Consider the following 22,381-nt stretch of genomic DNA (forward strand, 5'->3'; position numbering starts at 1 on the left):
TTTTATATTGGCTGGTTGCCTTTTAAAAAAGAAACATGTTTTTCAGCTTTCCCTTTAACATTCCATATTTCATCAGCGTAGCGCATGATCGTAAAATCGGCAGAAAATGGACCTGAACTTGCGATATTGATCAAAGCCTTTTGGTTCCACGCCTGTTGATCTTGGTATAAGTTATCTGCTCTTTCTTGAGCTGCAACAAAACTTGCAAAATCTTGCAAAACATAATACTCATCATTAAATAGCGTTAATGAGTCATAGATTACTCGGCCCTCTTCTTCGATACCTGGAATAGTGCCATTAATTAGGCAATTCAGGACTCGTTTCAAACGCGGGTTGGCTTCCATAACGGCTATCGAAGAATAATTTCCTTCTCGATTCATCTGATTAACTTCATCGTTCGTCAAACCAAACAAGAAAATATTATCTTCTCCTACTAAATCCTTAATTTCGATATTAGCTCCATCCAAAGTTGCCATGGTCAACGCACCATTCAGCATCAATTTCATATTACTTGTTCCAGAGGCTTCTGTTCCTGCTAATGATATTTGTTCACTGATATCTGCAGCTGGAATGATCATCTCTGCTAATGAAACACCATAGTTTTCTACAAAAACGATTTTTATTTTGTTGCCTACATCTGGATCATTATTTACCAATTGAGCTAGTGAGTTAATAAATTTTATGATTTGCTTTGCATAAATGTAACTTGGAGCTGCTTTAGCTCCAAAAATAAAGACTCTTGGCTGCAATTCAAGGGTAGGATCCTCTTTGATTTTCAAATAACGGTCTAAGATATGCAACGCATTTAATAATTGGCGCTTATAAGCATGTAATCTTTTTATTTGCACATCAAATAATGCTGTAGGATCAATTTCAATACCGTATTTTTCTTTTACATAAATTGCAAATCGTTTTTTATTTTCAAGTTTGATATCAGACAATTGTTTTAGCGTTTCTGAATCTTTTGAATAGGCCTTAAACTGTCTTAATTCAGCTGGATTCGTTTTCCACTCTTGATCGATTTTATCATCGATCAATTGCGTTAATTTTTCATTAGCTAAATGAAGCCATCGTCTTTGTGTGATACCGTTTGTTTTATTATTAAATTTAGATGGATACATTTTATAAAAATCGTGCAACGTTTCTTCTTTTAAAATGTCTGTATGTAATTGGGCAACCCCATTTACACTGTGACTTCCAATGATAGCTAAGTGCGCCATTTTAACATAGCCGTCCGAAATAATAGTGGTCCGATACGTCAGTTCTTCTCCATATAAGGGGATTTTTCTATCTATATGGCGTTGATTGATTGCTTCAATGATTTGATAAATACGAGGCAGCAACCCTTGAACCATATCGACCGGCCATTTTTCCATAGCTTCTTGCATAATAGTGTGGTTAGTATAACTAATAGTTTTTTTCGTAATATCCCATGCATTTTCCCAACTAAGTCCTTCTTCATCTAATAAAATACGCATCAATTCTGGAACACATAAAGCTGGATGTGTATCATTTACATGAATAGCGATTTTATTTGGAAACTCACTCCATGGCTGATGCTGTTTTTTGAAAAATCGTACAATACTTTGAATACCTGCAGATGTAAAAAAATACTCTTGTCTCAATCTAAGAAGCTGTCCTTCATAATTTGAATCATCTGGATAAAGTACCTCTGTAATCTGGTTGACTACTTCTCGTTCAGCAATCGTCTTGTAACGTATCTCTTCTTCAGGGGGAATTTCAGCTGACCATAAGCGAAGATTGTTTACAACATCATTCTCATATCCTATCATTCCGGTGTCATAAGGAACTGCTAAAATATTTTGAGTATTCGAATAGATAGGGCGCAGTTTATTTTCGCCATCTTCTTTCAAATACACCTCGCCGCCATAACGAACCATGACAGCTTTATTTTCTTTTCTGACTTCCCAAACATTTCCGTTGCGTAGCCAGTTTTCTGGCAATTCAACTTGATACCCATCTACAAATTTTTGTTGAAATAAACCATACCGGTAGCGGATACCTGTTCCATTACCTGGAATACCAAGAGAGGCAATGGAATCCATAAAGCAAGAAGCTAATCGACCTAATCCACCATTACCTAAAGCTGGATCTACTTCTGATTTTACAATCGCTTCGAAATCTAACCCCATTTCAGCAATTCCATCTCGCACAGTAGTTAAAATACCTAGATTCAACAAATTGCTTTTCAACATACGCCCAGGTAAAAATTCCATTGAAAAATAGTAGACTTGTTTCACTTGTTCTTCTAAATACAGTTGATTGGTTTGGTTCCAATTATCAGAAGAATAACTTTTTATAAAATTGCCTAAAGCTGTATATTGCTGTACGGAAGAAGTATCTTCTAAATTCGAGGCATAAAGCACTTCAATTATTCTCTCAAATTCTTGTTTAAATTCAGTAGTTGTTAACATTATTTTTATCCTCGCATTCTTTTTTGATTAAGCTAATGAATTTTCTAATAAATAAAGAAACTTCAACAGTCAAAATAAGAATAGTTGCCTATTTTTATGTGCCTGTTGAAGCTCTTCATTATGCTTTAACCATTATTGTATAAACTTGTATATATTCGTTAGTGGATTTTTCCCAACTAAAGTCTTTCGACATTGCTTGTTTTACTAATGATATCCATTTTTTTGGCTCATCATAATAAACCGTCAATGCACGGTCGATCGTTTCAACCATGACAGATGAACGGAAATCATTGAAACTAAAGCCGGTTCCTTCTCCAGTATATGGATTGTAAGGTTGAACGGTGTCTTTTAATCCACCCGTTTCATGAACGATTGGCAATGTACCATACCGAAGTGAGTTGAGTTGAGACAATCCACATGGTTCAAATGCTGACGGCATAATAAACAAATCGCTTCCTGCATAGATGTGTTGGGCTAAAGCCACATCAAAATCAACAATCACTTTAAATTTTTCTGGATATTTCCAAGTGAAATAATTGAAACTGTCTTCGTATTCTTTTTCACCGGTACCTAATATGAGAACTTGAATATTACGATGCATCAGTTCATCGATTTTATCACGCAATAAGTTACAGCCTTTTTGAGTCGTTAGCCTACTCACCATAGACATTAGTGCTATTTTCTCATTTACTGGTAATCCAACTCGCTCCTGCAAAGTAGTTTTATTAATCATCTTTCCTTTTAAATTTTTTGTGGAAAAATGAGCGGGTATAGCATTATCTGTTTCAGGATCAAAGACCTCATAATCAATCCCATTTAAAATGCCGCTTAATTTATAACTATTGAACCGTAATACACCGTCTAAATTTTCCCCAAATTGAGGTGTTTGGATTTCTTGTGCATATGTTGGACTAACCGTTGTGACTTGATCCGCATAAAAAATCCCACCTTTTAAACAATTGATATCATCATAATATTTTAAGCCATGTTCGTGAAAGGTGTTGTAACCAATTCCATATAGATCAGATAACACAAGTTGATCAAAAACACCTTGAAATTGAATATTATGAATAGTCAAAATCGTTTTTATCGATTGATAACTTGTAATCCATTGGTACTTATCCTTTAGCAAAACAGGAATAATAGACGTATGCCAATCGTTCACATGTAAAACATCTGGGATAAAATCTATTTTTTCCAACATCTCACAAATAGCTTGCGCAAAAAAAGCAAATCGTTCGCCATCATCATCAAAACCATAAATGCTAGGGCGATTAAAATAATATAAATTGTCAATAAAGTAATAGTCAATATCATCTTTTTTTAATTTTTTTATCCCACAATATTGACTTCTCCAACCAACCTTCACTTCAAACTGCACTACATCTACTAATTGATCTTTATATTTTTGAGGCATTGTACCATACAAAGGCAATACAACACGTACATCTATGCCTTGTTTTTTCAACTCTTTTGGCAGAGCACCTGCGACATCCCCTAATCCTCCGGTCTTAAAAAAAGGAGCACATTCTGCCGCAGCAAATAAAACTTTCATTTTTTCAGCTCTCCTTTTCAACTGTTATCTCACTATTTTTTGTAATAACTATTGGATTCTCTTTTGTTCCTGTTAATTTCACTCCTGGACCAATTTTTACGCCTTTATCAAGAATAGCGTAATCTAATTCTGCATTTTGAGCAATTTTACAGCCTTGCATAATTAATGAGTTTCTAACTATTGCCGTTTTTTCTATTAAGACTTTACGAAAAATAATAGAATCCTCAACTGTTCCATCAATCACACAATCGCTTGCAAATTGAGAATTACTGATGTCAGCTTCTTTTGAATAGTAAGTAGGTGCCCCATTTTTGACTTTTGTAATAACAGGCTGGCTACGATAAAATAATGCATTATAATTATCTTCCTCTAACAGATTCATATTCGCTTGATAATAACTTGAAATATTTTCGATATTTTTCAAATATCCAGTGTACTCATAACCATCAACGGTATTTTCTTTTAAACTATGTCTAATTAAGACATTGATTTCACCTTTTATTCGGTTATTTGCTGCTTCTCTCGTTAATTCAATAAATTTTTTGACACTCATAATCGCTATTCCCATACCTATAGCTATTTTCGTTTCTTCTTTTGGAAGTTCGCGAGCAGGAAGTAAATCAACTACTTTACTTTCTCCCTCTACTTCAAAAGTTAAACAAGTGTCGATAGACTCCAGTGAACAAAATTCTCTTGGAACATTCTTATACACAACAGTAATATCGGATTTACTTTCGATATGACTTCTTAAAACTGCCTTAAGATCAACATTACAAAGCATTTTACTACCCATAACTACTACATACCCTTTTCCTGAGTGTTCCACAAAATCAATTTGATCTTGATAATAACTACTAATTTGACCTGGCTCTAACGACTCTAGGGCTTCTTTTATTTCGGCTCCAGAATGAATAAACAATCCACCTCCAACTGTGGATTCCATTCCCCAAGGATAGCCGCTGCGGACATGATCCAATAAAGCTCTTGCACTGCCCCGTACAAATAAAGCAACAGAAGTGACTTCTGCACTATATAAACTAGAAAGCGGAAAATCAATCAGGCGATAACGTGATCCGAATGGCAGTGCAGCCACTGCTCTTCTTTTGGTTAAAGGCATCAACTGTGGTTCTGACTCATCTAGGTTTATTACTGCGCATAGCTGTTCATTAGTCTTCATCTTTTAACCCTCCCATCTCTTCAGCGTATCCAACAACCGTAATATTTTTTTCGTCACCAATAATTTGCGCTCCATCATGGATTTTTGCATTTTCTCCAATAATGGCACAATTAATCGTTACATTCTCTCCTATCGTTACATTCGCCATAATCAAACTGTCTTTAACCTTTGAATTTTTACCCAATTTAACATTATGAGATAAAATTGAATGGTTGACTTCTCCGGCGATGTAGCACCCATCCGCAATCATAGAATCAGCAACTTTTGATGACTTAGTTAAAAATTGAGGCGGAGCAGAAGGATTTTGAGTATAAATTCTCCATGATGTATCTCTAATATTTAATGCATGATTCGGATCTAAAAATTCCATATTCGCTTCCCAGAGACTTTCAATTGTTCCAACATCTTTCCAATAGTCTTTAAATGCATAAGCAAATATATTTTCACTATTTCTTAAATATGCTGGAATTACATCTTTTCCGAAATCTTCCATCGTCCGATTTTTAGCATGGTTATCAATAAGGTAACGCTTTAGCATAGACCAATCAAAAATGTAAATTCCCATCGAAGCTAAGTTACTTTTAGGTTCTGCAGGTTTTTCTTCAAATTCAATAATTCTATCTGTCTGATCGGTATTCATGATTCCAAAACGAGGTGCTTCTTCAATGGGAACTGGAATTACCCCTACTGTTAAGGCAGCATTTTTTTCTTTATGAAATGTAATCATATCTTGGTAATCCATTTTATAGATGTGATCTCCTGAAAGAACTAACAGATACTCTGGATTATACCGATCAATAAAATCAATATTTTGGTAAATAGCATGTGCCGTTCCTTTAAACCATTTTTCTCCATCAACACTTGAATAGGGTTGTAGAATAGTTGCTCCGCCATCGTGCGTATTTAGTCCCCAACTTTCGCCATTCCCGACATGAGTATTTAATTCAAGAGGCTGGTATTGAGTCACAACACCAACATTCTTGATTCCAGAATTAGCACAATTGCTTAACGCAAAATCAATGATTCTATATTTCCCACCAAATGGTACAGCCGGTTTAGCAATGTCTTTAGTTAATTTACCAAGCCGTGTTCCTTGTCCTCCTGCTAAAATCATAGCTAACGTTTCAGTTTTTTTCATTATGATGTTGGAAGAATCACCTTGCCATTCTTCCTCTACCCTCCTTTTTATCCATTAATTTTTTGGCACTCCAAAAATTCTTTTTGGTCGTAAAATCAAAACGCTCATTGCCGGTACAATTAATTCGATTGTATGTTCTTGTTGATGAGTAGTTTCTTTTATCGTTTTCAATGGTCCTTGATTGCTTGTCCAAACGCCTCCATATTCATGCATCTCAGTGTTTAAATATTCTTCGTAAACCCCTTCAAAAGGAACGCCTATTTTATACCCTTTACGTTCAACTGGAACAAAGTTACAAATGACTAATACAAAGTCACGCGGTTTTTTTCCTTTACGAATGAACGACAAAAGTGTTTCAGCAGAGTTATCCGCATCTAGAATTTGAATGCCTTCCTCTTGATGATCTACTTCCCAAAGTGCGCGTTCCTTTTTATACATCATATTTAATGATTCCATAAAGTACAAATGTTTAGCATTCATTTCATCATCCAAGCTTTCCCATTCTAAGCCTTCATGGATGCGCCATTCTAGAAACTGCCCAAAATCATTTCCCATAAAATTTAATTTTTTCCCTGGATGAACCATCATATACGCTTCTAGCGTACGCAAGCTGGCAAATTGGTTGTAACGATCGCCCTGCATTTTATGCATCAATGATTTTTTTCCATGGACAACTTCATCATGAGAAAATGGTAAAATAAAATTTTCGTTGAAAGCATACATAAAAGAAAAGGTAATTAAGTTGAAATGATCTTTACGGAATAACGGATCCATTTCAAAAAATTTTAAGGTGTCATTCATCCATCCCATATTCCATTTGTAATTAAATCCTAACCCCCCCATATAGACAGGTTTTGTGACCTTTGACCAGGCGGTACTTTCTTCAGCTATCATAAGTGTGTCAGGATACCTTTCAAATACTTTTTCATTTAATTTCTTTATGAATTCTACACCAACTTTATTATGATTGCTTCCATCTTCATTAGGGGTCCACTCTCCTAAATCATAATCCAGATATAACATACTCGACACTGCATCCACTCTTAAACCATCTAGATGAAACTGTTCGATCCAATAAAACGCATTAGAAATCAGGAAACTTTGAACTTGGTCTTTTCCTAAATCAAAATTCATGGTCCCCCAACGATTATTTTCCGCTTTATTTTTATCTGAATATTCATATTGTGGTGTGCCATCAAAATAAACCATTCCATAATCATTGCGATTAAAGTGACCTGGGACCCAATCCATTATTACCCCAATATTGGCCAAGTGTGCCGCTTCTACAAAATTTTGAAATTCTTCCATTGTGCCAAATTTTGAAGACAGCGCATAATAGCCTGTCAGTTGATATCCCCAGGATGCATCAAGAGGGTGTTCCATCAAAGGCATAAACTCAATATGCGTATAACCCATTTTTTTTACATAAGGAATTAATTCATTTTGTAATTCAGGTATGGTATACCAAGTATCGTCATCGTGGTGTTTCCATGAGCTGAGGTGCACTTCATAAATATTCAGTGGCCGTTCATAAACGGGGAAGCGTTTCTTATTTGCCGTCCATAATCCATCACTCCATTTCTTTTTCGGCAAATCTTTTACAATTGAAGCATCTTTTGGTCTTACTTCAAATTCTAGAGCATAAGGATCAATTTTTAACTTTACCGTACCATCAGGTTGTTCTATACGGTATTTATAACATTGCCCATCAGTAGCCTGTTCACTAAATATGGTCCAGCAACCAGTTTTGCCAATTTTATCCATTTCAATTCCTACATGCCAATCTGCAAAATCTCCTACTAAACCAATACTCTTTGCATTGGGAGCCCAGACAGTAAAGCGAAAACCAACTTTCCCCTCATAAGTTTCCTGTTTACATCCCATTGTTAAATAACTATCAAAGTGTTTTCCTTTATTAAATAAATACAATTCTTTTTCAAGTTTGCCCTCAATGTCTTCATTCATAGATTGATTCGTCAATTAATTCACTCCCAACTCTTTTTCACATTTTCATCTATTCTTAATCTTATTTTCATTTTACAATGGTTTCACCTAATAATCGACTTATTTTTTATTTTCTTTTAAATTGACCAACTATTTAACTATGTAGATAGTATACCACTATTTAAAGAAAACGCTTACTTTTATATTATATTGGTTTTAATTTAAAAAAAATTCCCCTAAAAAAGTACTAGCACTTTTTTAGGGGAATAAAATAAAAACACTTAATTGTTTTTATATTTTATTAATTGAGCTTCTTTATCATATAATTTAATGGCATACGTAATGACTAATGCACCGAGTAAACCAATTAGACTGCCTATAACAAGGCCAGCTAATCGAAATTGAACCAAATCTAGTGTAAATTGAGCCTTTGATAGATTTGAGAGTAACAATGCTTGTGGATTTGTAAAAAAATTAGCCAATCCATAGTTTCTTACCATGCAGTATTCAACTAGTATATTTAGTAAAATAATTAGGCAAACAACTTGTATCGTAGGCAAATGAAGCGATAAAAAAAAACCACCAATAAGTAAGCCTATAAACCCTCCAATAATACGCTGAATATTACGGTTAAAAACCATTCCTAAGTTTCGTCCTTGTAGAACAGCTGCACAAGAAATTGTAATCCAATAAGCATTTCCAAAACCTAATGACTGACTGATATATGCCGAAAAGAAAATAATAGCAGCATGATGAACAGATGAAAGCAATAAAATAGAGTCATTTTCAATTGATTCTAAAAAAAGTTCTTGTTTTGTAGCAGTGACATCATAAGTTGGTATATGAAAAAAATTTTGATTTATAAATCCAACCAATAAAGCTACTAAAATGGCTGCTGCAACTCCAATACTTGCATATCCTACCGTTGTAAACATATCCTTAAAAGCTACTGTTGTTCCAGTTCCCATGATACAGACCATAATCACAAAAAAAGCACCTGGATTAGGAATATGCAATATGCGTACCGTTAAAAAACCGCATAGACTAACTAAGCCAATTACGATTGGTATTGTCCATGGAAGTAAAGTAGCAATCATTCCTACATACAAAGCAACTAAGATAGCTGCACCAGCTTTAGCAATTCGCAATCCCAATTTTTTTAAAGGTAATGGTTGATATGAAATAAAAGCAAATGCTCCAAAACTACCAAAGGTACCAATCTTCATATTTCCTACAACATATCCAATTAATAAAGGTATAGCCACACTCATACCTGCTCCCAACACTCGCATTATAGGATCATCCGTTTGTCTGATGTGAAAAATTTCGTTAATTATACTATTTTTCTTTATTATTTTCGCAACCTTCTTCCTAAATTATTTATACTTATACAGAAAAAAACTGCGTTGAAGAAGCAGTTTTTTCTGAGTCGTTCTTACTGTAGCATTGTATTACACGCTCCTTTCTAGCTTATACCTCTTTTCTGTTTTTTTCAATGTCCTCCTTCTTGAGCTAACTTAAAAGCTAACGTTTTAGTCTTTGAATAAAATTCTTTGCATAACCACAGGCTAACTTGTATTCCTTCAGAAATTCAACTTCACTAGTCATCTTTTTATCTGTCTAAAAATTAATTAAAGAAATAAGATGCCACTAAGTGAATACTAAAAAAAATTAGAAAATGTTGAGTTAAAAGTGCGTTACGGTGTTACTAATGGTAAAATGATGGTAGGTAAGTCCAACTACAAATTAGTCAGGCAACTATTTAAAGGAGCTTATCGTAAAGGGGGTGAACAGATTGGAAATACTATTATTGACTGTTGGTTTTATTGGTTTAGTAATAGCGGCATTAACGCCTCAATCCGCTTTAGGTGGACTATTAGCATTAGCAAGTTTTGGTGGCTATTTTTATTTAAATAATCTAGAAAATTGGATTCCAATCATTATTTTTATTTTAGGAATCTGTCTGCTGATTTTTGAAGTTTTTGTACCAGACTTTGGTGTAGCAGGTATAATTGGTTTTCTTTTAATTATTGGTGGTATCTATTTAACCAATAATGATTTAGGAACAACCTTGCGGGATTTAAGTATCGCTGTGGTCGCCTCTACATTCTTAGTGATTATGCTTATCAGAAGAGGCTACTCGCTGACGCATTTACAAAAACTTGTTCTTAATAATAACTTAGATAAAAAAAGCGGGTTTTCGAGCAACAATGACGCTTCAGCTTATTTAGGAAAAATTGGAAAAACAACTACTCCTCTAAGACCATCTGGAAAAGTAGCATTCGAAGATACAGAGTTAGATGTTGTCAGTACAGGCGAACACATAGACGTAGATGTTTCGGTTATTGTCACAAAAGTAGAAGGATATAAAATTATTGTTAGGAGAGTGGATAAAACATGACAACAGTTGCAGAGAGCCCCACAAATTGGATTGGCTTTTTATTCATAGCCATTATCGTTATTATCGTTATTAGTTTATTTTTCCGTTTCGTACCCGTTGGATTATGGGTTACTGCTTATTTCTCAGGCGTTAAAGTTAATATAGGAACACTTGTAGGAATGCGATTAAGACGAGTAGCTCCACAAGACATCATCCGTCCATTAATTAAAGCAACTAAAGCTGGTTTAGACATTGATATTAATGAGCTAGAAGCCCATTATTTAGCCGGTGGAGATATTAACCAAGTTATAGACGCTTTGATTGCCGCACAACGTGCAAATATTGATTTAGTTTTCAAACAAGCTGCCGCAATTGACTTAGCAGGAAGAAATGTTTTTGAAGCTGTTCAAGTCAGTGTTAACCCTAAAGTAATTGAAACACCTCAAATTGCTGCAATGGCAATGAATGGTATCGAAGTTAAAGCTCGTGCTAAAGTAACTGTTCGTGCAAATATCGAACGCTTAGTCGGTGGTGCTGGTGAAGAAACCATTATTGCTCGTGTTGGTGAAGGTATCGTAACCACTGTTGGTAGTGCCGCAAGACATACTGATGTACTAGAAAATCCGGATTCTATCTCAAAAACTGTTTTAAGAAAAGGATTAGATTCTGGTACTGCTTTTGAAATTCTTTCAATTGATATTGCAGATATTGATGTTGGTCGTAATATCGGTGCCAGCTTACAAATGGAACAAGCCCAAGCAGATAAGAATATTGCACAAGCTAAAGCAGAAGAAAGACGTTCTATGGCGATTGCACAAGAACAAGAAATGATTGCTGAAGTTCAAAAAATGCGCGCACGCGTGGTTGAAGCCGAAGCTGAAGTACCTTTAGCATTAGCCGAAGCTTTGAGATCAGGAAACCTTGGTGCAATGGATTATTACAATATGAATAATGTTAATGCCGATACTAAAATGAGAAACTCTATTTCAGATTCTACTGAGAGAGAAAGTGATAGATAATGAATACTTTAATAGCCCTTGTCGTTTTATTTCTTATAGGGACTACATTCTTTTCTATTATCGCTACTATTTATCGCTTTTTCATTGCGTCTATCGGAAGCAACTCTTCTCCATCAAAAAGTAATCAAAGGCAAACTTATCAAAGAGAAGAGTTAACAAATAAGGATTCTATTTCCTTAAAAGATGCTTTTCTAACAAATAATGCCACTCGACAAAAGTATGCAAGCAACGCTAATGGTACTTCACAAAAACGAAACCAACAAGCGCATGCCAAGCAATTGTCTAGTCGCATGCAACAAGATGCAGCCCGTAGAAGAGCTGAAAACCTGCAACAAAATACTAAAAGAAAACCAGAACCCGTTCGATCTTCTACAGCTCCAAAATCAACTCTATTTAATGAAAATGACATTAACAAAAGTAAAAGTCAAACGCTTTTTGATAGAGATGATTTAACATCATTGACCCCAATTGATAAGGTAACTTCTACCAGAAAATCAAGTTATCAGACTGAGGTTAAAGCTAAGAAAATTCATTTACAAAATGATAATGATTATGTAAAAGGGATCATCTACAAAGAAATTTTAGATAAACCTGTTAGTTTAAGAAACAATAAATAAGCACAAAAAAACCAATAAGAAAGTTCTTTAGGGAACTTATTTATTGGTTTTTTTTTTCGATTATACCCTAACTTCTTCTCTCTCTTCATCATATTCTAAAGCTTTTGTTCCTTGGTCTCCAGAACTGACTCGAATGACATTCTCAACATTATAGACAAAAATTTTACCATCTCCAACTGTGCCCGTATATAGTGCTTTTCGAGCTGTCTCTATAACCAAAGAAACAGGAACTTTACTAACCACTACTTCTAATCTTATTTTAGGAAGTAAATCTGCTTCGATTTCAACTCCTCTATAATAAGCTGTTTGTCCTTTTTGCAGGCCGTATCCTTGAACTTTTGTTACTGTCATACCTGTGATACCAATGCTATTTAAAGCTTTTTTTAATTTTTCAAATTTAGACTCATTTGTTATAATGTCCACTTTCATTAAACTAGCCTCTTCCTTTTCGCCAGTAGTAAAAGGTTGTTTTAGCTGTTGGTGAACTTTAACTGTCTCATGTCTATCTTCCTTATTGATAGCAAGAGGTCCTACACCTGAAAATGCTAATTCAGGCTCTGAGCTTTCAATTTTCAAACCTTCGAATAGAGATTTTTGTCCAAAAGGAACCGTTACAAAGTCACCGTAGCTTGATTCTAATCCATGTTCTGAAATATCCATCCCTGCAATTTCTTCTTCCTCTGTTACTCGTAACCCAATTGTTTTATCAATGAGTTTAAACGTAATAACCATTGTGACCGTCACCCATACAACCACAGATACTACTCCTATTAGTTGAATGCCTAAGAGATTAAATCCACCGCCATAAAGCAGACCTCTGTCTGTTGCAAAAACACCTACTAGAATCGTTCCTAAAGCACCCGAGATTCCATGAACTCCAAAAGCTCCAACTGGGTCATCAATTTTAGCTTTCTTTTCGATAAATTCAATTCCATAAACTAATGCACTTGCTGAGATTGCCCCTATCGCTACAGCTCCAAATGGTGAAACTATCGCACATCCAGCTGTAATTCCTACTAAACCAGCTAGCGAACCATTTAGCGTCATAGAAATATCCGGTTTTCCGTATTTTGTCCACGTGATCACCATAGCAACTAATGTAGCCGTTACTGCAGATAGATTTGTATTTAAAAATATCGTCCCAATAAGAGCTAATGTTTCGTCACCCGTGGCAGAGACCGTTGAAGCTCCATTAAACCCAAACCAAGCAAACCAAAGAATGAAAACTCCTAAAGCTCCTAATGTTAGACTATGCCCTGGAATAGCTTTTGCTTTTCCATCTGTATCGTATTTTCCAATCCTAGCCCCTACAATTTTTGCTCCGATCAAGGCTGTTACTCCGCCAACCATATGAACAGCTGTCGAACCAGCAAAATCGACAAATCCTAATTGTGCTAACCATCCTCCACCCCAAATCCAATGTCCAGAAATAGGATAAACTACAGTAGAAATAACCAATGTGTAAACTAGGTATGCACTAAATTTTGTTCTTTCTGCCATTGATCCAGAAACGATTGTTGCGGCAGTTGCAGCAAAGACCGTTTGAAACATCAAAAATACATAACTTGGTATAGTAGTGTCATAACTGCCTTGTACAAATAAATCCGGTGTTCCAAATAACCCAGCTATACTGGGACCAAACATTACTCCAAAACCAATGATCCAGTACATTAAAGAACCTAATACAAAGTCCATCAAATTTTTCATGATAATATTACCAGCGTTCTTTGCTCTAGTAAATCCAGTTTCGACCATTGCAAAACCTGCTTGCATAAAAAATACTAATACTGTTCCAACAAGAACCCATAACGTATCCACAGATGAAAACATATTCTTACCTCCCTTTTCATATGTTATAAAACCTAACATTTAAAAAAGCTCAAAACAAGCGTTTTAAATTAAATTGCAAAAATAACCTAAAAAAGCTTTCAATCCATGTTATATGATATAACTCGGATTGAAAGCTTTTTATTTTTTATTCTTCATTTAATTTATAATTGTATAAAGCACCAATAATATTTCCATTGTTTCCAAACTTGCTTTTCATTATTTCAGGTACAATAAACAAGCCATCACCTAACTCCTCTTCGTACACTTTCCTTACGTTTTCTTTAATCAGTTGAATCAATAATGGATTTCCACTGATTCCACCGCTGATAATAATTCTTTCTGGATCTAAAATAGTTTGTAAGTTGAACAATTGAATAGCTAACGTATAGCAGTAGTCATTCAAACAGGATGCGGCTTTTTCATTTCCAGCTTCAATTAGTTCAAACATCTTAAAACCATCCATAGATTCTAATGGTATTTTACATTGAAAAGCTATTTTTTTAAACAAGTACCTTATTCCATTTTGATACCCAAACATGTAGGATGCATCCTTACTTCTAGCCGTATTCGTTTTAATAAATGAAAATTCTCCGGCTGAATAGTGCTGTCCTTTCAACACTGCACCGTTTACTACTATTCCTCCACCGATACCCGTTCCAAGATTCAGCATGACTCCATGTTGAATTCCTTTTAAATTCCCTTTCCATAATTCTCCAAGGGTTGCAGCTTTGCCATCATTTTCTACATGAATCGTCGTTTGACATCTCGTTTCCAACATCTCAATCATATTCATTTTCTTAATGTAATTTAATGATCCACCATGAACAGCATATCCAGTTTTGGAATGAATAATTCCCGGCATGCTAATGGCCATGCCTTCAATTTGATGAGCATATTCATCATAAATATCTCCCATCATGTCTAGGAAATGTGTTAACGATTGCATAGGTGTTTTTCTTGACTTAATCTCCCCTAATTCACCTTGTTCATTAATTAACCCATAATTCGTTTCTGTTCCTCCAATATCGACGCCTAAATAATACACTATTTTCGCCTCCTTCATCATTTCTACTCTGTTTTTCACTACCTTCAGTTTACCACTATCTATTAATGAATAGAACGGTTACAGACTATCTGCTTTTTAATTTCTGAGTTTTTATTGCGGTTCTTATCAAAATGAATGCCGTTGTTTATTTCAGCTTACGACTGTTATGTAATACTATTCTAGCTATTTGTTACACAACTAACATCATATCTGCTTACTATCTATGCTATACTTTTTAAGTATGTAAATGCAAGACGATTTATGGGGGTAGACTATTGAAAAAGAAAATATTAACAGGAATTATGGCTTCGATGATGTTCGCTAGCCCATTTTTACCAACTGTTGTTCAAGCTGATACGTTGGAAGAAATGGAACAACAAAAAAACGAACTTGACTCACAATCATCAGAGCTTAATAATAGAATCAAAGAACAAGACGAAACCCTAAACGACTTAGAAACAGAAAAAGGTCATTTAGAATCAGACATCACTACACTGCAATCTCAAATTGACGAAACAGTAATGAAATTACATGATCAAGAACAAAAATTAGAAGAGTCTAAAGCAAAAGTTGAACAATTAAAAACTGAAATTGAAGCTTTAAAAGAATTAATTGCTCAACGAACAGGCAAACTGGAAAACCAAGCGCGTTCTGTACAAACGGATGGGAGTACTTCTAATTTAATAGGCCTTATTTTAACTGCTGAAAGTTTTTCAGACTTAGTAGGCCGCATAGGTATTGTTAATCAACTTGTTACAGCTAATAAGACTATTGTGACTGAACAAGAAACGGATCAAACAACATTAGAAGCGAGTGAAGCAGAAGCAAAAGCTGAAAAAGTTGCTATTGAAGAAACCAAAAATGCTATTGAATTATCAAAAAATAACTTAGTCGCCCAAAAAGCTGAAATGGATGATAAAATCGTCCAAGTTGCTATTCAATATGATATGACAGAAGAAGAAAAAAATACATTTGTTAAAGAACAGCAAGTAATCGCTACTCAAACAAGTACTTTATCTGAAGAAATGCAAGAAGAACGTCAACGTATTATTGAAGAAGAACAAGCAAGACAGTTAGCGATTCAAAAAGCTGCTGAAGAAGAAGCTAAAAAAGCTGCTGTTGAGGAAGAAGCTAGATTAGCTGCCGTTACGGCTCAAGAAAAAGCTGAACGAGAAAAAACAGAGCAAGAGGAAGCTTCTAAAAAAGCTGCCGAACAAAAAACAACAATTGCTAGCTCTTCTCCTGATAAATCAACAAGTGCTAATAAATCGAGCAGTTCATCAAACAGTTCTAGTAATTCAAAATCTTCAAGTAACTCTAGTTCGTCAAAAAAACCGGCTATTACACCCAAACCACAACCTAAACCAGAACCTAAACCAGAATCAAAACCATCAGCTAATTCAGGTTTTATTCATCCTAGTGGTGGGTACTCAACCTCACCTTATGGTTACCGTATACATCCAATTACGGGTGAGCATAAATTACACGGTGGAATTGATTTTGGCGGTGGTGGACCAATTGTAGCTGCTCAGAGTGGTACAGTTGTCATTGCAGGATATGATTCCTCATGGGGCTACTATGTGAAGATTGACCATGGAAATGGTATGCAAACTCTTTATGCTCACATGGTTGCAGGAAGTTTACTTGTTTCTCCAGGGCAACAGGTCTCTCAAGGCCAACAAATTGGAACAATGGGAACAACTGGATCTTCTACTGGAGTACATTTACATTTTGAAATGTACAAAAACGGGAGCCGTGTTAACCCTGCTTCTTATTTATAAATAGAAAAGTTAAATAAAAAGACAGAAAGTTCAGTTTTACAATGAACTTTCTGTCTTTTTATCTGTTTTATTTCCAATCACCGTTGGAATAGTACTTGTTAAGAAATTTGTTTAGTAAAGGAAATAAAATCGGCGCTAGGATCAAATAAAATCCGCTATTCCCTACTGCGTGCATTGTATCAAAAGGAATACCCGAAGCATAATAAATCCAAAAATTTTGAATACCAAAAAAGGGAGCTTGAATCAAGGAGATAATGAATCCGTATAAATAGCCTGTAAATCCGGCATAAAAAACCATCAGGGCAAAAGGAATTTTTTTAAATATAGGTTTGATCATTAGTCCAGTAACCAAAACCACTACAAAGAATGAAACGATTTGAGCAATTGTCCAAACACCCATTCCAAGTGTCATATTTGATAAAAGAATCGACAATACAGCTACAATTAGTGCATCACTTATCCCTACTGTTAACGTTAAAATAATTAAGATAACGGTTACCGGCTGGACATTTGGCAGGAACTGAAGCAATTGACGGCTAACTTGGCAAAGTGCTGTCAAAAAGGCAAGTAAGGTTATTCTTTGAATGGATAGTTTTCCAGTACTTTTATTGCAAAGCATTTAAAAACCACTTCACTTGATCTCCATCTTGTAACTCGTATTCGGCTGCTCCTACAGTTGGCTCTGTATTGTTTACTTCATACATCCAATACTTTCCTGCTTCTTCGTCTTGTTTCATTCCTTCAACAGAAGCAATAAATCCGCCTTCTTCAACTACTTCATATTCTTTTTTAAGGGCTTCTAAGACCGTAGTGCCCTCGGATACTTCTAATTTTTTTGTAGCTGTAGCAACTTCTTTTCCGTCTTGTTCTAATGCAATAACAATAGAAAGAGTTTCTTTTGTCTGATTTTCCACTAAAGAAGTGTTTTTTGCAGCAGAAGATTCTGATTCTTGCATAGTAACTTCTCCACAAGCTGCTAAGCTAAAAGCTGTTAATCCAATAAGTCCTAATTTAATTATTTTCATCTTACTTATTCCTCCAATTATCGAATAACTATGCTTAGCTACTCTTTTTAACTCAAATCTTCTTTCTTTAATTCAGGATGAAAAACTTTTCCTCCTCTTTCATATAAAATTTCTTTTACGCTGTAGTGATTATTAACAGCTCTGGCAACAGCGAAAAAATAATCAGATAATCGATTCATATAGATTGCTGCATATTGATTTATTGATTGTTCAGTGGCTAAACTCACGATGGACCTTTCTGCTCTTCTAACAACTGTTCGTGCCATATGTAAAAGACTAGCTATCGGATGTCCCCCTGGCAACACAAATGATAAAATCTCCGGAGATTTATCAGAGTAACTATCAATACTCATTTCTAAGTTTTGTACCATCTCTTTTGTTACTTTATATGTTCCTTTTCCATGAGGCGTAGCTAGGTCTGTTCCACAATCAAATAGATTCTGTTGCATTTCAATAAGTTCTGCTTTTAACGATGAATCTCTTTCTTCTAGTTGGCTCACAATATATCCAATCAATGAATTTAGTTCATCTATTGTTCCATAGGCATTCACTCGATTTGTGTCTTTTCTTACCTTCTCGCCGCCAATTAAACTTGTATACCCCTTATCGCCCGTCTTTGTATAAAGTTGCACAAAAATTCCCCTTTCATTTTGTTACATCTCCTTAAAACCACTATATATCAGATATATTCATTTTACAACCACAACATGTAGTGTTAACGAAAAAAGATTGAGTCGTTTAACTCAATCTTTTTTTTTGCTATTCAACTAATAAATTTATGCGTAAGTCATTTATAAGGGTGTTCCAAATATTTGAACAATATAAAGATTGGTGCCATCATAATGAACCCCAATTCCCACTTCCTCAAAATCCTTCTTTATCATATTTTCATAGTGTCCTGGACTATCTTTTAATCCTTTAAACAACCATTCAGCCATTTCTTTTTCTGCTAGGTAATAAGTTCCCATTGCTAAATTTTCTCCCGCTAATCGATATGAATAGTTAACTTCTGCCTCTTCTAATACGGTAAAAGTAGCTTTTCCGTCTGGGCGTGTATGAGAAAATGATTCTTCTGTTTCAATTGCTCGTATATTAGCTGCTTTTTTTAATTGATCATTTGAACTTACAGGTGCAACACCCACTTCACTTCTTAAATCATTTAATAGCTCTAACATTCTTTTCTCCACAACTGCAACGTCAATTTCATCGGTTTCTGTTAACTCATTCGTGCTTGTTGAATCCACACTCGTTGATTGTTCTTGTTCACTAATGTTTGGGGATTCTTCTACAAGTACTAATGGATTATCTTTTAATTTATTCTCCATTAGAAAGATAGTATCACTAATTTTTGTACCTTCTAAAATAGTCGAACTGCCAAGCCAGTAGCCAAAACCAATCAATACGATCAATAGTAAACTATATGAGAAAAATTTTCTCATTCCATCAAACCTTTCTTTATGTTCTCATTCACTTACTGCTTGTAGTATACCAAAAATGATTGAGTACACATATACGTTAAAAGGAAAACGATTGTGTTGTTTTCACATTGAAATTTGATTAACTTACTTTTCTATCTATCTAAGTTCCTCTATCAGCTGATCCATTGTTTTAAAAATAGATTTTCCTATCCACCAATCTATTTTTAAAATCCCAGTTTCACTGCCTGATACGATCATTGTTAATTCAACTTGTTCATTTTCTAAAGGGTGTATATGAAGGGTCAAACTTGCTACGCTGTCATTTCTGATAAAGTATCTTTCAAATACGGTTAGGTAACCTTTTCCATATTCAAAATCAAATCCATATGTAATCGATTGTTCATAATTATCAGCAGTTAAATTCTGTTTAAAATATTCTAAAATATTAGAACTATTTCCATTCAATATAATTTGTTTTTCTTTCATCTCGCCCACCCTTTAAATTTGTTTAGTTAGCTTTATTATGCTGAACATTCTACCTGTACACAAGATAAATGGTATACTTTTTAAAGAATATTTAAAACAACTAATTTATTAAGGAGGTTCATTCATTTGAAACGATACAAAACACTTTTATTTGATGTAGATGATACATTGCTTGATTTTAAAGCCGCTGAAAATTATGCTTTACAAAAATTATTTAACGAACATAATGTTGTCTTAACAGATGATATTAAGCACTTTTATCAAAAAATGAACCAAAAATTATGGTCTTCTTTTGAAAAAGGAGAAATTAAACGGGAAGAATTATTGCATACCCGTTTTTCAATTTTATTTAAAAAAGTTGGATTAACATTAAACGGGGTCCATTTGGATAACTTATACAGACAATATTTAGAAGAAAGTGCTGTACTGATTGATGGTGCGAAATTATTACTTCAAAAATTAGCCAAACAGTATGACCTTTATGTAGTAACAAACGGTGTTGCACGTACCCAGTTTATCCGTCTAAACAACTCAGAACTGACCACTTATTTCAAAGATATTTTTGTTTCTGAGGAAGTTGGCTATCAAAAACCTATGAAAGAATTTTTCAATCATGTTTTTGAAAAAATCCCTCACCATTCTGCGGATAAGACATTAATTATTGGAGATTCTTTAACTTCTGACATTCAAGGCGGAATCAATGCTGGAATCGATACATGTTGGTTTAATCCTAAAGGACCTATGAACGTAACACATAATCCAACTTATGAGATTCACCGACTACAAACCTTAGAAAATATGCTTTTAACACCTAATTCTACAAAGGAAACACCTACTACACATTCTGTATTAACTTTCTAGACAGTTAAAAAGGGTTTGAGAATTACTTCTCTACCCTTTTTTATTTTTTTTAAAAGAATGATACATTAATTTTTCAAAAAATCGACCTATACCATTTCTGAAACCATTGATTTAGCAGCATTTAAGAGCATTTTCATACTATAATTTAATTGCATTTTCTAGTAGTTAAGTGCTACACTAATTAATGTAAGAACTAAAATACTTATCTAATTTATACTCAAAAAGGAGATTTTTTATGTCATTAAAAGAGATCATTAACGACTCAACCCGTATTTTTGAAGGTAAAGAAGTTCCTGAAAAATATTTATTTGATGAATATGTAGGTCGTGCAAAGAGCGTTTATGGCGTTGCATTGCCTAAAACAAAAGCTGAAGTTATTGCGTTAGTTAAATTTGCTAATCAAGAAAATTTAGCTATTATTGCTCGTGGAGCAGGTACAGGATTATCTGGTGCAACTGCTCCAGTTCAAAATGAATTGATTATTGATTTACACCTAATGAACCAAATCATTGATTTAGATTTAGAAACATTGACCTTAACCGTTGAACCTGGTGTATTGCTTCATGAAATCCAGGAGTTCGTCGAAAGTAAAGGTTTCTTCTATCCACCTGATCCTGGCTCAAAAAATTCTTCCATTGGTGGGAATATTGCTACAAATGCTGGTGGCATGCGTGCTGTTAAGTATGGCGTAACAAGAGATTATGTTCGTCAATTAGATGTCGTTTTAGCAACTGGTGAAGAATTGACTTTAGGCAGCGTAAATATCAAAAATAGTTCTGGTTATGATTTAAAAGATTTATTTATTGGATCTGAAGGAACACTTGGGATTACTACTCAAATCAAGTTAAAGGTCATTCCATTACCTAAAGCTAGTTTATCCCTTATTGTTGCTTTTCCCACTCTTAAAGAGTCGACGGATGCGGTTTTATCAATTCTTCAAAATGGAGTTGATCCAACTGCTCTTGAATTTTTTGAAAGAGAAACAATCCACTTGAGTGAAAAAGAAAATGGGTTCCTTTTTCCTAGTCAACAAGGAGAATCGTATCTTTTAATGACATTAGATGGCGACAACATAGAAGCGATTATGAATCGTGTTCTACTGCTTGAAAAAAGTGTTCAGCCTCACAATGTTTTAGAGATCGTTATTCTAGACACACCTGAGCTAGAGAAAACGGCATGGGCATTACGTGATTCTTTGTTAACAGCAGTTGTAAATTATACTGAACAAGTAACAATGGATGAAACGGTTCCTATCAATCAACTTTCTGTACTTTACCAATATACAAAACAATTAGAAGCTGAAAGTGGGCTAAGCATGATTAGTTTTGGACATGCTGGGGATGGAAATCTTCACACTTGTGTTGCTCGTGGAACGATAGAAAGTCAAGAAGAGTGGGAAACGAAACGTGATGATGTGTTGACAAAAATGTATGCAAAAATTAAAGAACTTGGTGGACTGCCTTCTGCAGAACATGGTATCGGAATTATCAAAAAACCTTATCTTGCTAAAATGACTGATCCAAATTATTTAACTTACATGCGTAAAATCAAACAAGTTTTTGATCCAGACGGACGTTTGAATCCAACAAAAGTGATGTAAATCGTTAGTAGTATAAAAAATGTATCGGTCCATATATCTATAGACCATTAAGTTTGGTTTTAAAACAAAA

The 22,381-nt window shown here is 34.6% G+C and carries 19 protein-coding genes; 6 read left to right on the top strand and 13 right to left on the bottom strand.

Translation table 11 applies throughout. The features are described 5' to 3' along the window. Positions 1-2 precede the first annotated feature (2 nt). The 6 genes from CAR_RS08655 to CAR_RS08680 form a co-directional block, all read right to left on the bottom strand. A complete protein-coding gene (locus tag CAR_RS08655; RefSeq protein ID WP_041556491.1) occupies positions 3-2,438 on the bottom strand; it encodes a glycogen/starch/alpha-glucan phosphorylase in 2,436 nt (811 codons plus the stop codon). 115 nt (positions 2,439-2,553) lie between these two features. Next, positions 2,554-3,990, bottom strand: a complete 1,437-nt coding sequence (gene glgA / locus CAR_RS08660) for a glycogen synthase GlgA (protein ID WP_041556493.1) — start codon at positions 3,988-3,990, stop codon at positions 2,554-2,556. A gap of 4 nt (positions 3,991-3,994) precedes the next feature. Continuing rightward, entirely contained in the window at positions 3,995-5,167 is a 1,173-nt protein-coding gene (gene glgD, locus CAR_RS08665) for a glucose-1-phosphate adenylyltransferase subunit GlgD (RefSeq protein WP_041556495.1), read from the bottom strand. Next, positions 5,157-6,305, bottom strand: a complete 1,149-nt coding sequence (locus tag CAR_RS08670) for a glucose-1-phosphate adenylyltransferase (RefSeq protein ID WP_013711343.1) — start codon at positions 6,303-6,305, stop codon at positions 5,157-5,159. Before CAR_RS08670 ends, glgD begins: the two co-directional genes overlap by 11 nt. 54 nt (positions 6,306-6,359) lie before the next feature. Further along, positions 6,360-8,270 (bottom strand): 1,4-alpha-glucan branching protein GlgB, encoded by a 1,911-nt coding sequence (gene glgB, locus CAR_RS08675; RefSeq protein ID WP_013711344.1) that lies wholly within the window; start codon positions 8,268-8,270, stop codon positions 6,360-6,362. 260 nt (positions 8,271-8,530) lie between these two features. Continuing rightward, positions 8,531-9,541: an FUSC family protein gene (locus CAR_RS08680; protein WP_013711345.1), complete on the bottom strand. Its 1,011-nt coding sequence runs from the start codon at positions 9,539-9,541 to the stop codon at positions 8,531-8,533. A gap of 494 nt (positions 9,542-10,035) precedes the next feature. Here CAR_RS08680 and CAR_RS08685 point away from each other — a divergent pair, with 494 nt between their 5' ends. From CAR_RS08685 to CAR_RS08695, 3 genes are read left to right on the top strand one after another with little or no spacing between them, the layout of a single operon-like run. Beyond that, on the top strand, positions 10,036-10,650 hold the full coding sequence (locus CAR_RS08685) for an NfeD family protein (protein ID WP_443101006.1): 615 nt from the start codon (positions 10,036-10,038) through the stop codon (positions 10,648-10,650). Then, on the top strand, positions 10,647-11,648 hold the full coding sequence (gene floA, locus CAR_RS08690; protein WP_013711347.1) for a flotillin-like protein FloA: 1,002 nt from the start codon (positions 10,647-10,649) through the stop codon (positions 11,646-11,648). The genes CAR_RS08685 and floA overlap by 4 nt, the downstream gene beginning before the upstream one ends. Further along, complete coding sequence (locus CAR_RS08695; RefSeq protein ID WP_013711348.1) at positions 11,648-12,265, top strand: hypothetical protein; 618 nt, start codon at positions 11,648-11,650, stop codon at positions 12,263-12,265. Before floA ends, CAR_RS08695 begins: the two co-directional genes overlap by 1 nt. Positions 12,266-12,325: 60 nt before the next feature. Here the strand turns inward: CAR_RS08695 and CAR_RS13400 are convergent, their stop codons facing one another. Together CAR_RS13400 and CAR_RS08705 are read right to left on the bottom strand one after the other, a co-directional pair. Next, positions 12,326-14,095, bottom strand: coding sequence for an ammonium transporter (locus CAR_RS13400; RefSeq protein ID WP_013711349.1), 1,770 nt, complete (start codon positions 14,093-14,095; stop codon positions 12,326-12,328). 145 nt (positions 14,096-14,240) lie between these two features. Further along, positions 14,241-15,140, bottom strand: a complete 900-nt coding sequence (locus CAR_RS08705; RefSeq protein WP_013711350.1) for an ROK family protein — start codon at positions 15,138-15,140, stop codon at positions 14,241-14,243. 275 nt (positions 15,141-15,415) lie between these two features. Between CAR_RS08705 and CAR_RS08710 the strand changes: the two genes are divergently transcribed. Beyond that, on the top strand, positions 15,416-16,921 hold the full coding sequence (locus CAR_RS08710; RefSeq protein WP_013711351.1) for a M23 family metallopeptidase: 1,506 nt from the start codon (positions 15,416-15,418) through the stop codon (positions 16,919-16,921). A 67-nt stretch (positions 16,922-16,988) separates the two neighbouring features. Here the strand turns inward: CAR_RS08710 and CAR_RS08715 are convergent, their stop codons facing one another. The 5 genes from CAR_RS08715 to CAR_RS08735 all read right to left on the bottom strand — a co-directional run bounded on the left by CAR_RS08715 (position 16,989) and on the right by CAR_RS08735 (position 19,850). Beyond that, positions 16,989-17,540 carry a metal ABC transporter permease gene (locus CAR_RS08715; RefSeq protein ID WP_013711352.1) on the bottom strand — a complete coding sequence of 184 codons (552 nt, stop codon included), beginning with the start codon at positions 17,538-17,540 and terminating at the stop codon, positions 16,989-16,991. Then, a complete protein-coding gene (locus CAR_RS08720) occupies positions 17,527-17,946 on the bottom strand; it encodes a DUF4430 domain-containing protein (protein WP_013711353.1) in 420 nt (139 codons plus the stop codon). The genes CAR_RS08715 and CAR_RS08720 overlap by 14 nt, the downstream gene beginning before the upstream one ends. 47 nt (positions 17,947-17,993) lie before the next feature. Then, positions 17,994-18,578 carry a cob(I)yrinic acid a,c-diamide adenosyltransferase gene (locus CAR_RS08725; RefSeq protein WP_013711354.1) on the bottom strand — a complete coding sequence of 195 codons (585 nt, stop codon included), beginning with the start codon at positions 18,576-18,578 and terminating at the stop codon, positions 17,994-17,996. A 159-nt stretch (positions 18,579-18,737) separates the two neighbouring features. After that, positions 18,738-19,385: a CAP domain-containing protein gene (locus tag CAR_RS08730; protein WP_013711355.1), complete on the bottom strand. Its 648-nt coding sequence runs from the start codon at positions 19,383-19,385 to the stop codon at positions 18,738-18,740. Between the two features lie 135 nt (positions 19,386-19,520). Continuing rightward, positions 19,521-19,850 (bottom strand): DUF6054 family protein, encoded by a 330-nt coding sequence (locus CAR_RS08735; protein ID WP_041556497.1) that lies wholly within the window; start codon positions 19,848-19,850, stop codon positions 19,521-19,523. Positions 19,851-19,976: 126 nt separating this feature from the next. Here CAR_RS08735 and CAR_RS08740 point away from each other — a divergent pair, with 126 nt between their 5' ends. Both CAR_RS08740 and CAR_RS08745 read left to right on the top strand, forming a co-directional pair. Then, entirely contained in the window at positions 19,977-20,711 is a 735-nt protein-coding gene (locus tag CAR_RS08740) for a YjjG family noncanonical pyrimidine nucleotidase (RefSeq protein WP_013711357.1), read from the top strand. 235 nt (positions 20,712-20,946) lie between these two features. Next, positions 20,947-22,311: an FAD-binding oxidoreductase gene (locus CAR_RS08745; protein ID WP_013711358.1), complete on the top strand. Its 1,365-nt coding sequence runs from the start codon at positions 20,947-20,949 to the stop codon at positions 22,309-22,311. Positions 22,312-22,381: the final 70 nt, after the last annotated feature.

Origin of the sequence: Carnobacterium sp. 17-4 (assembly GCF_000195575.1) — a bacterium.
In the GTDB taxonomy this organism is placed as follows: domain Bacteria; phylum Bacillota; class Bacilli; order Lactobacillales; family Carnobacteriaceae; genus Carnobacterium_B.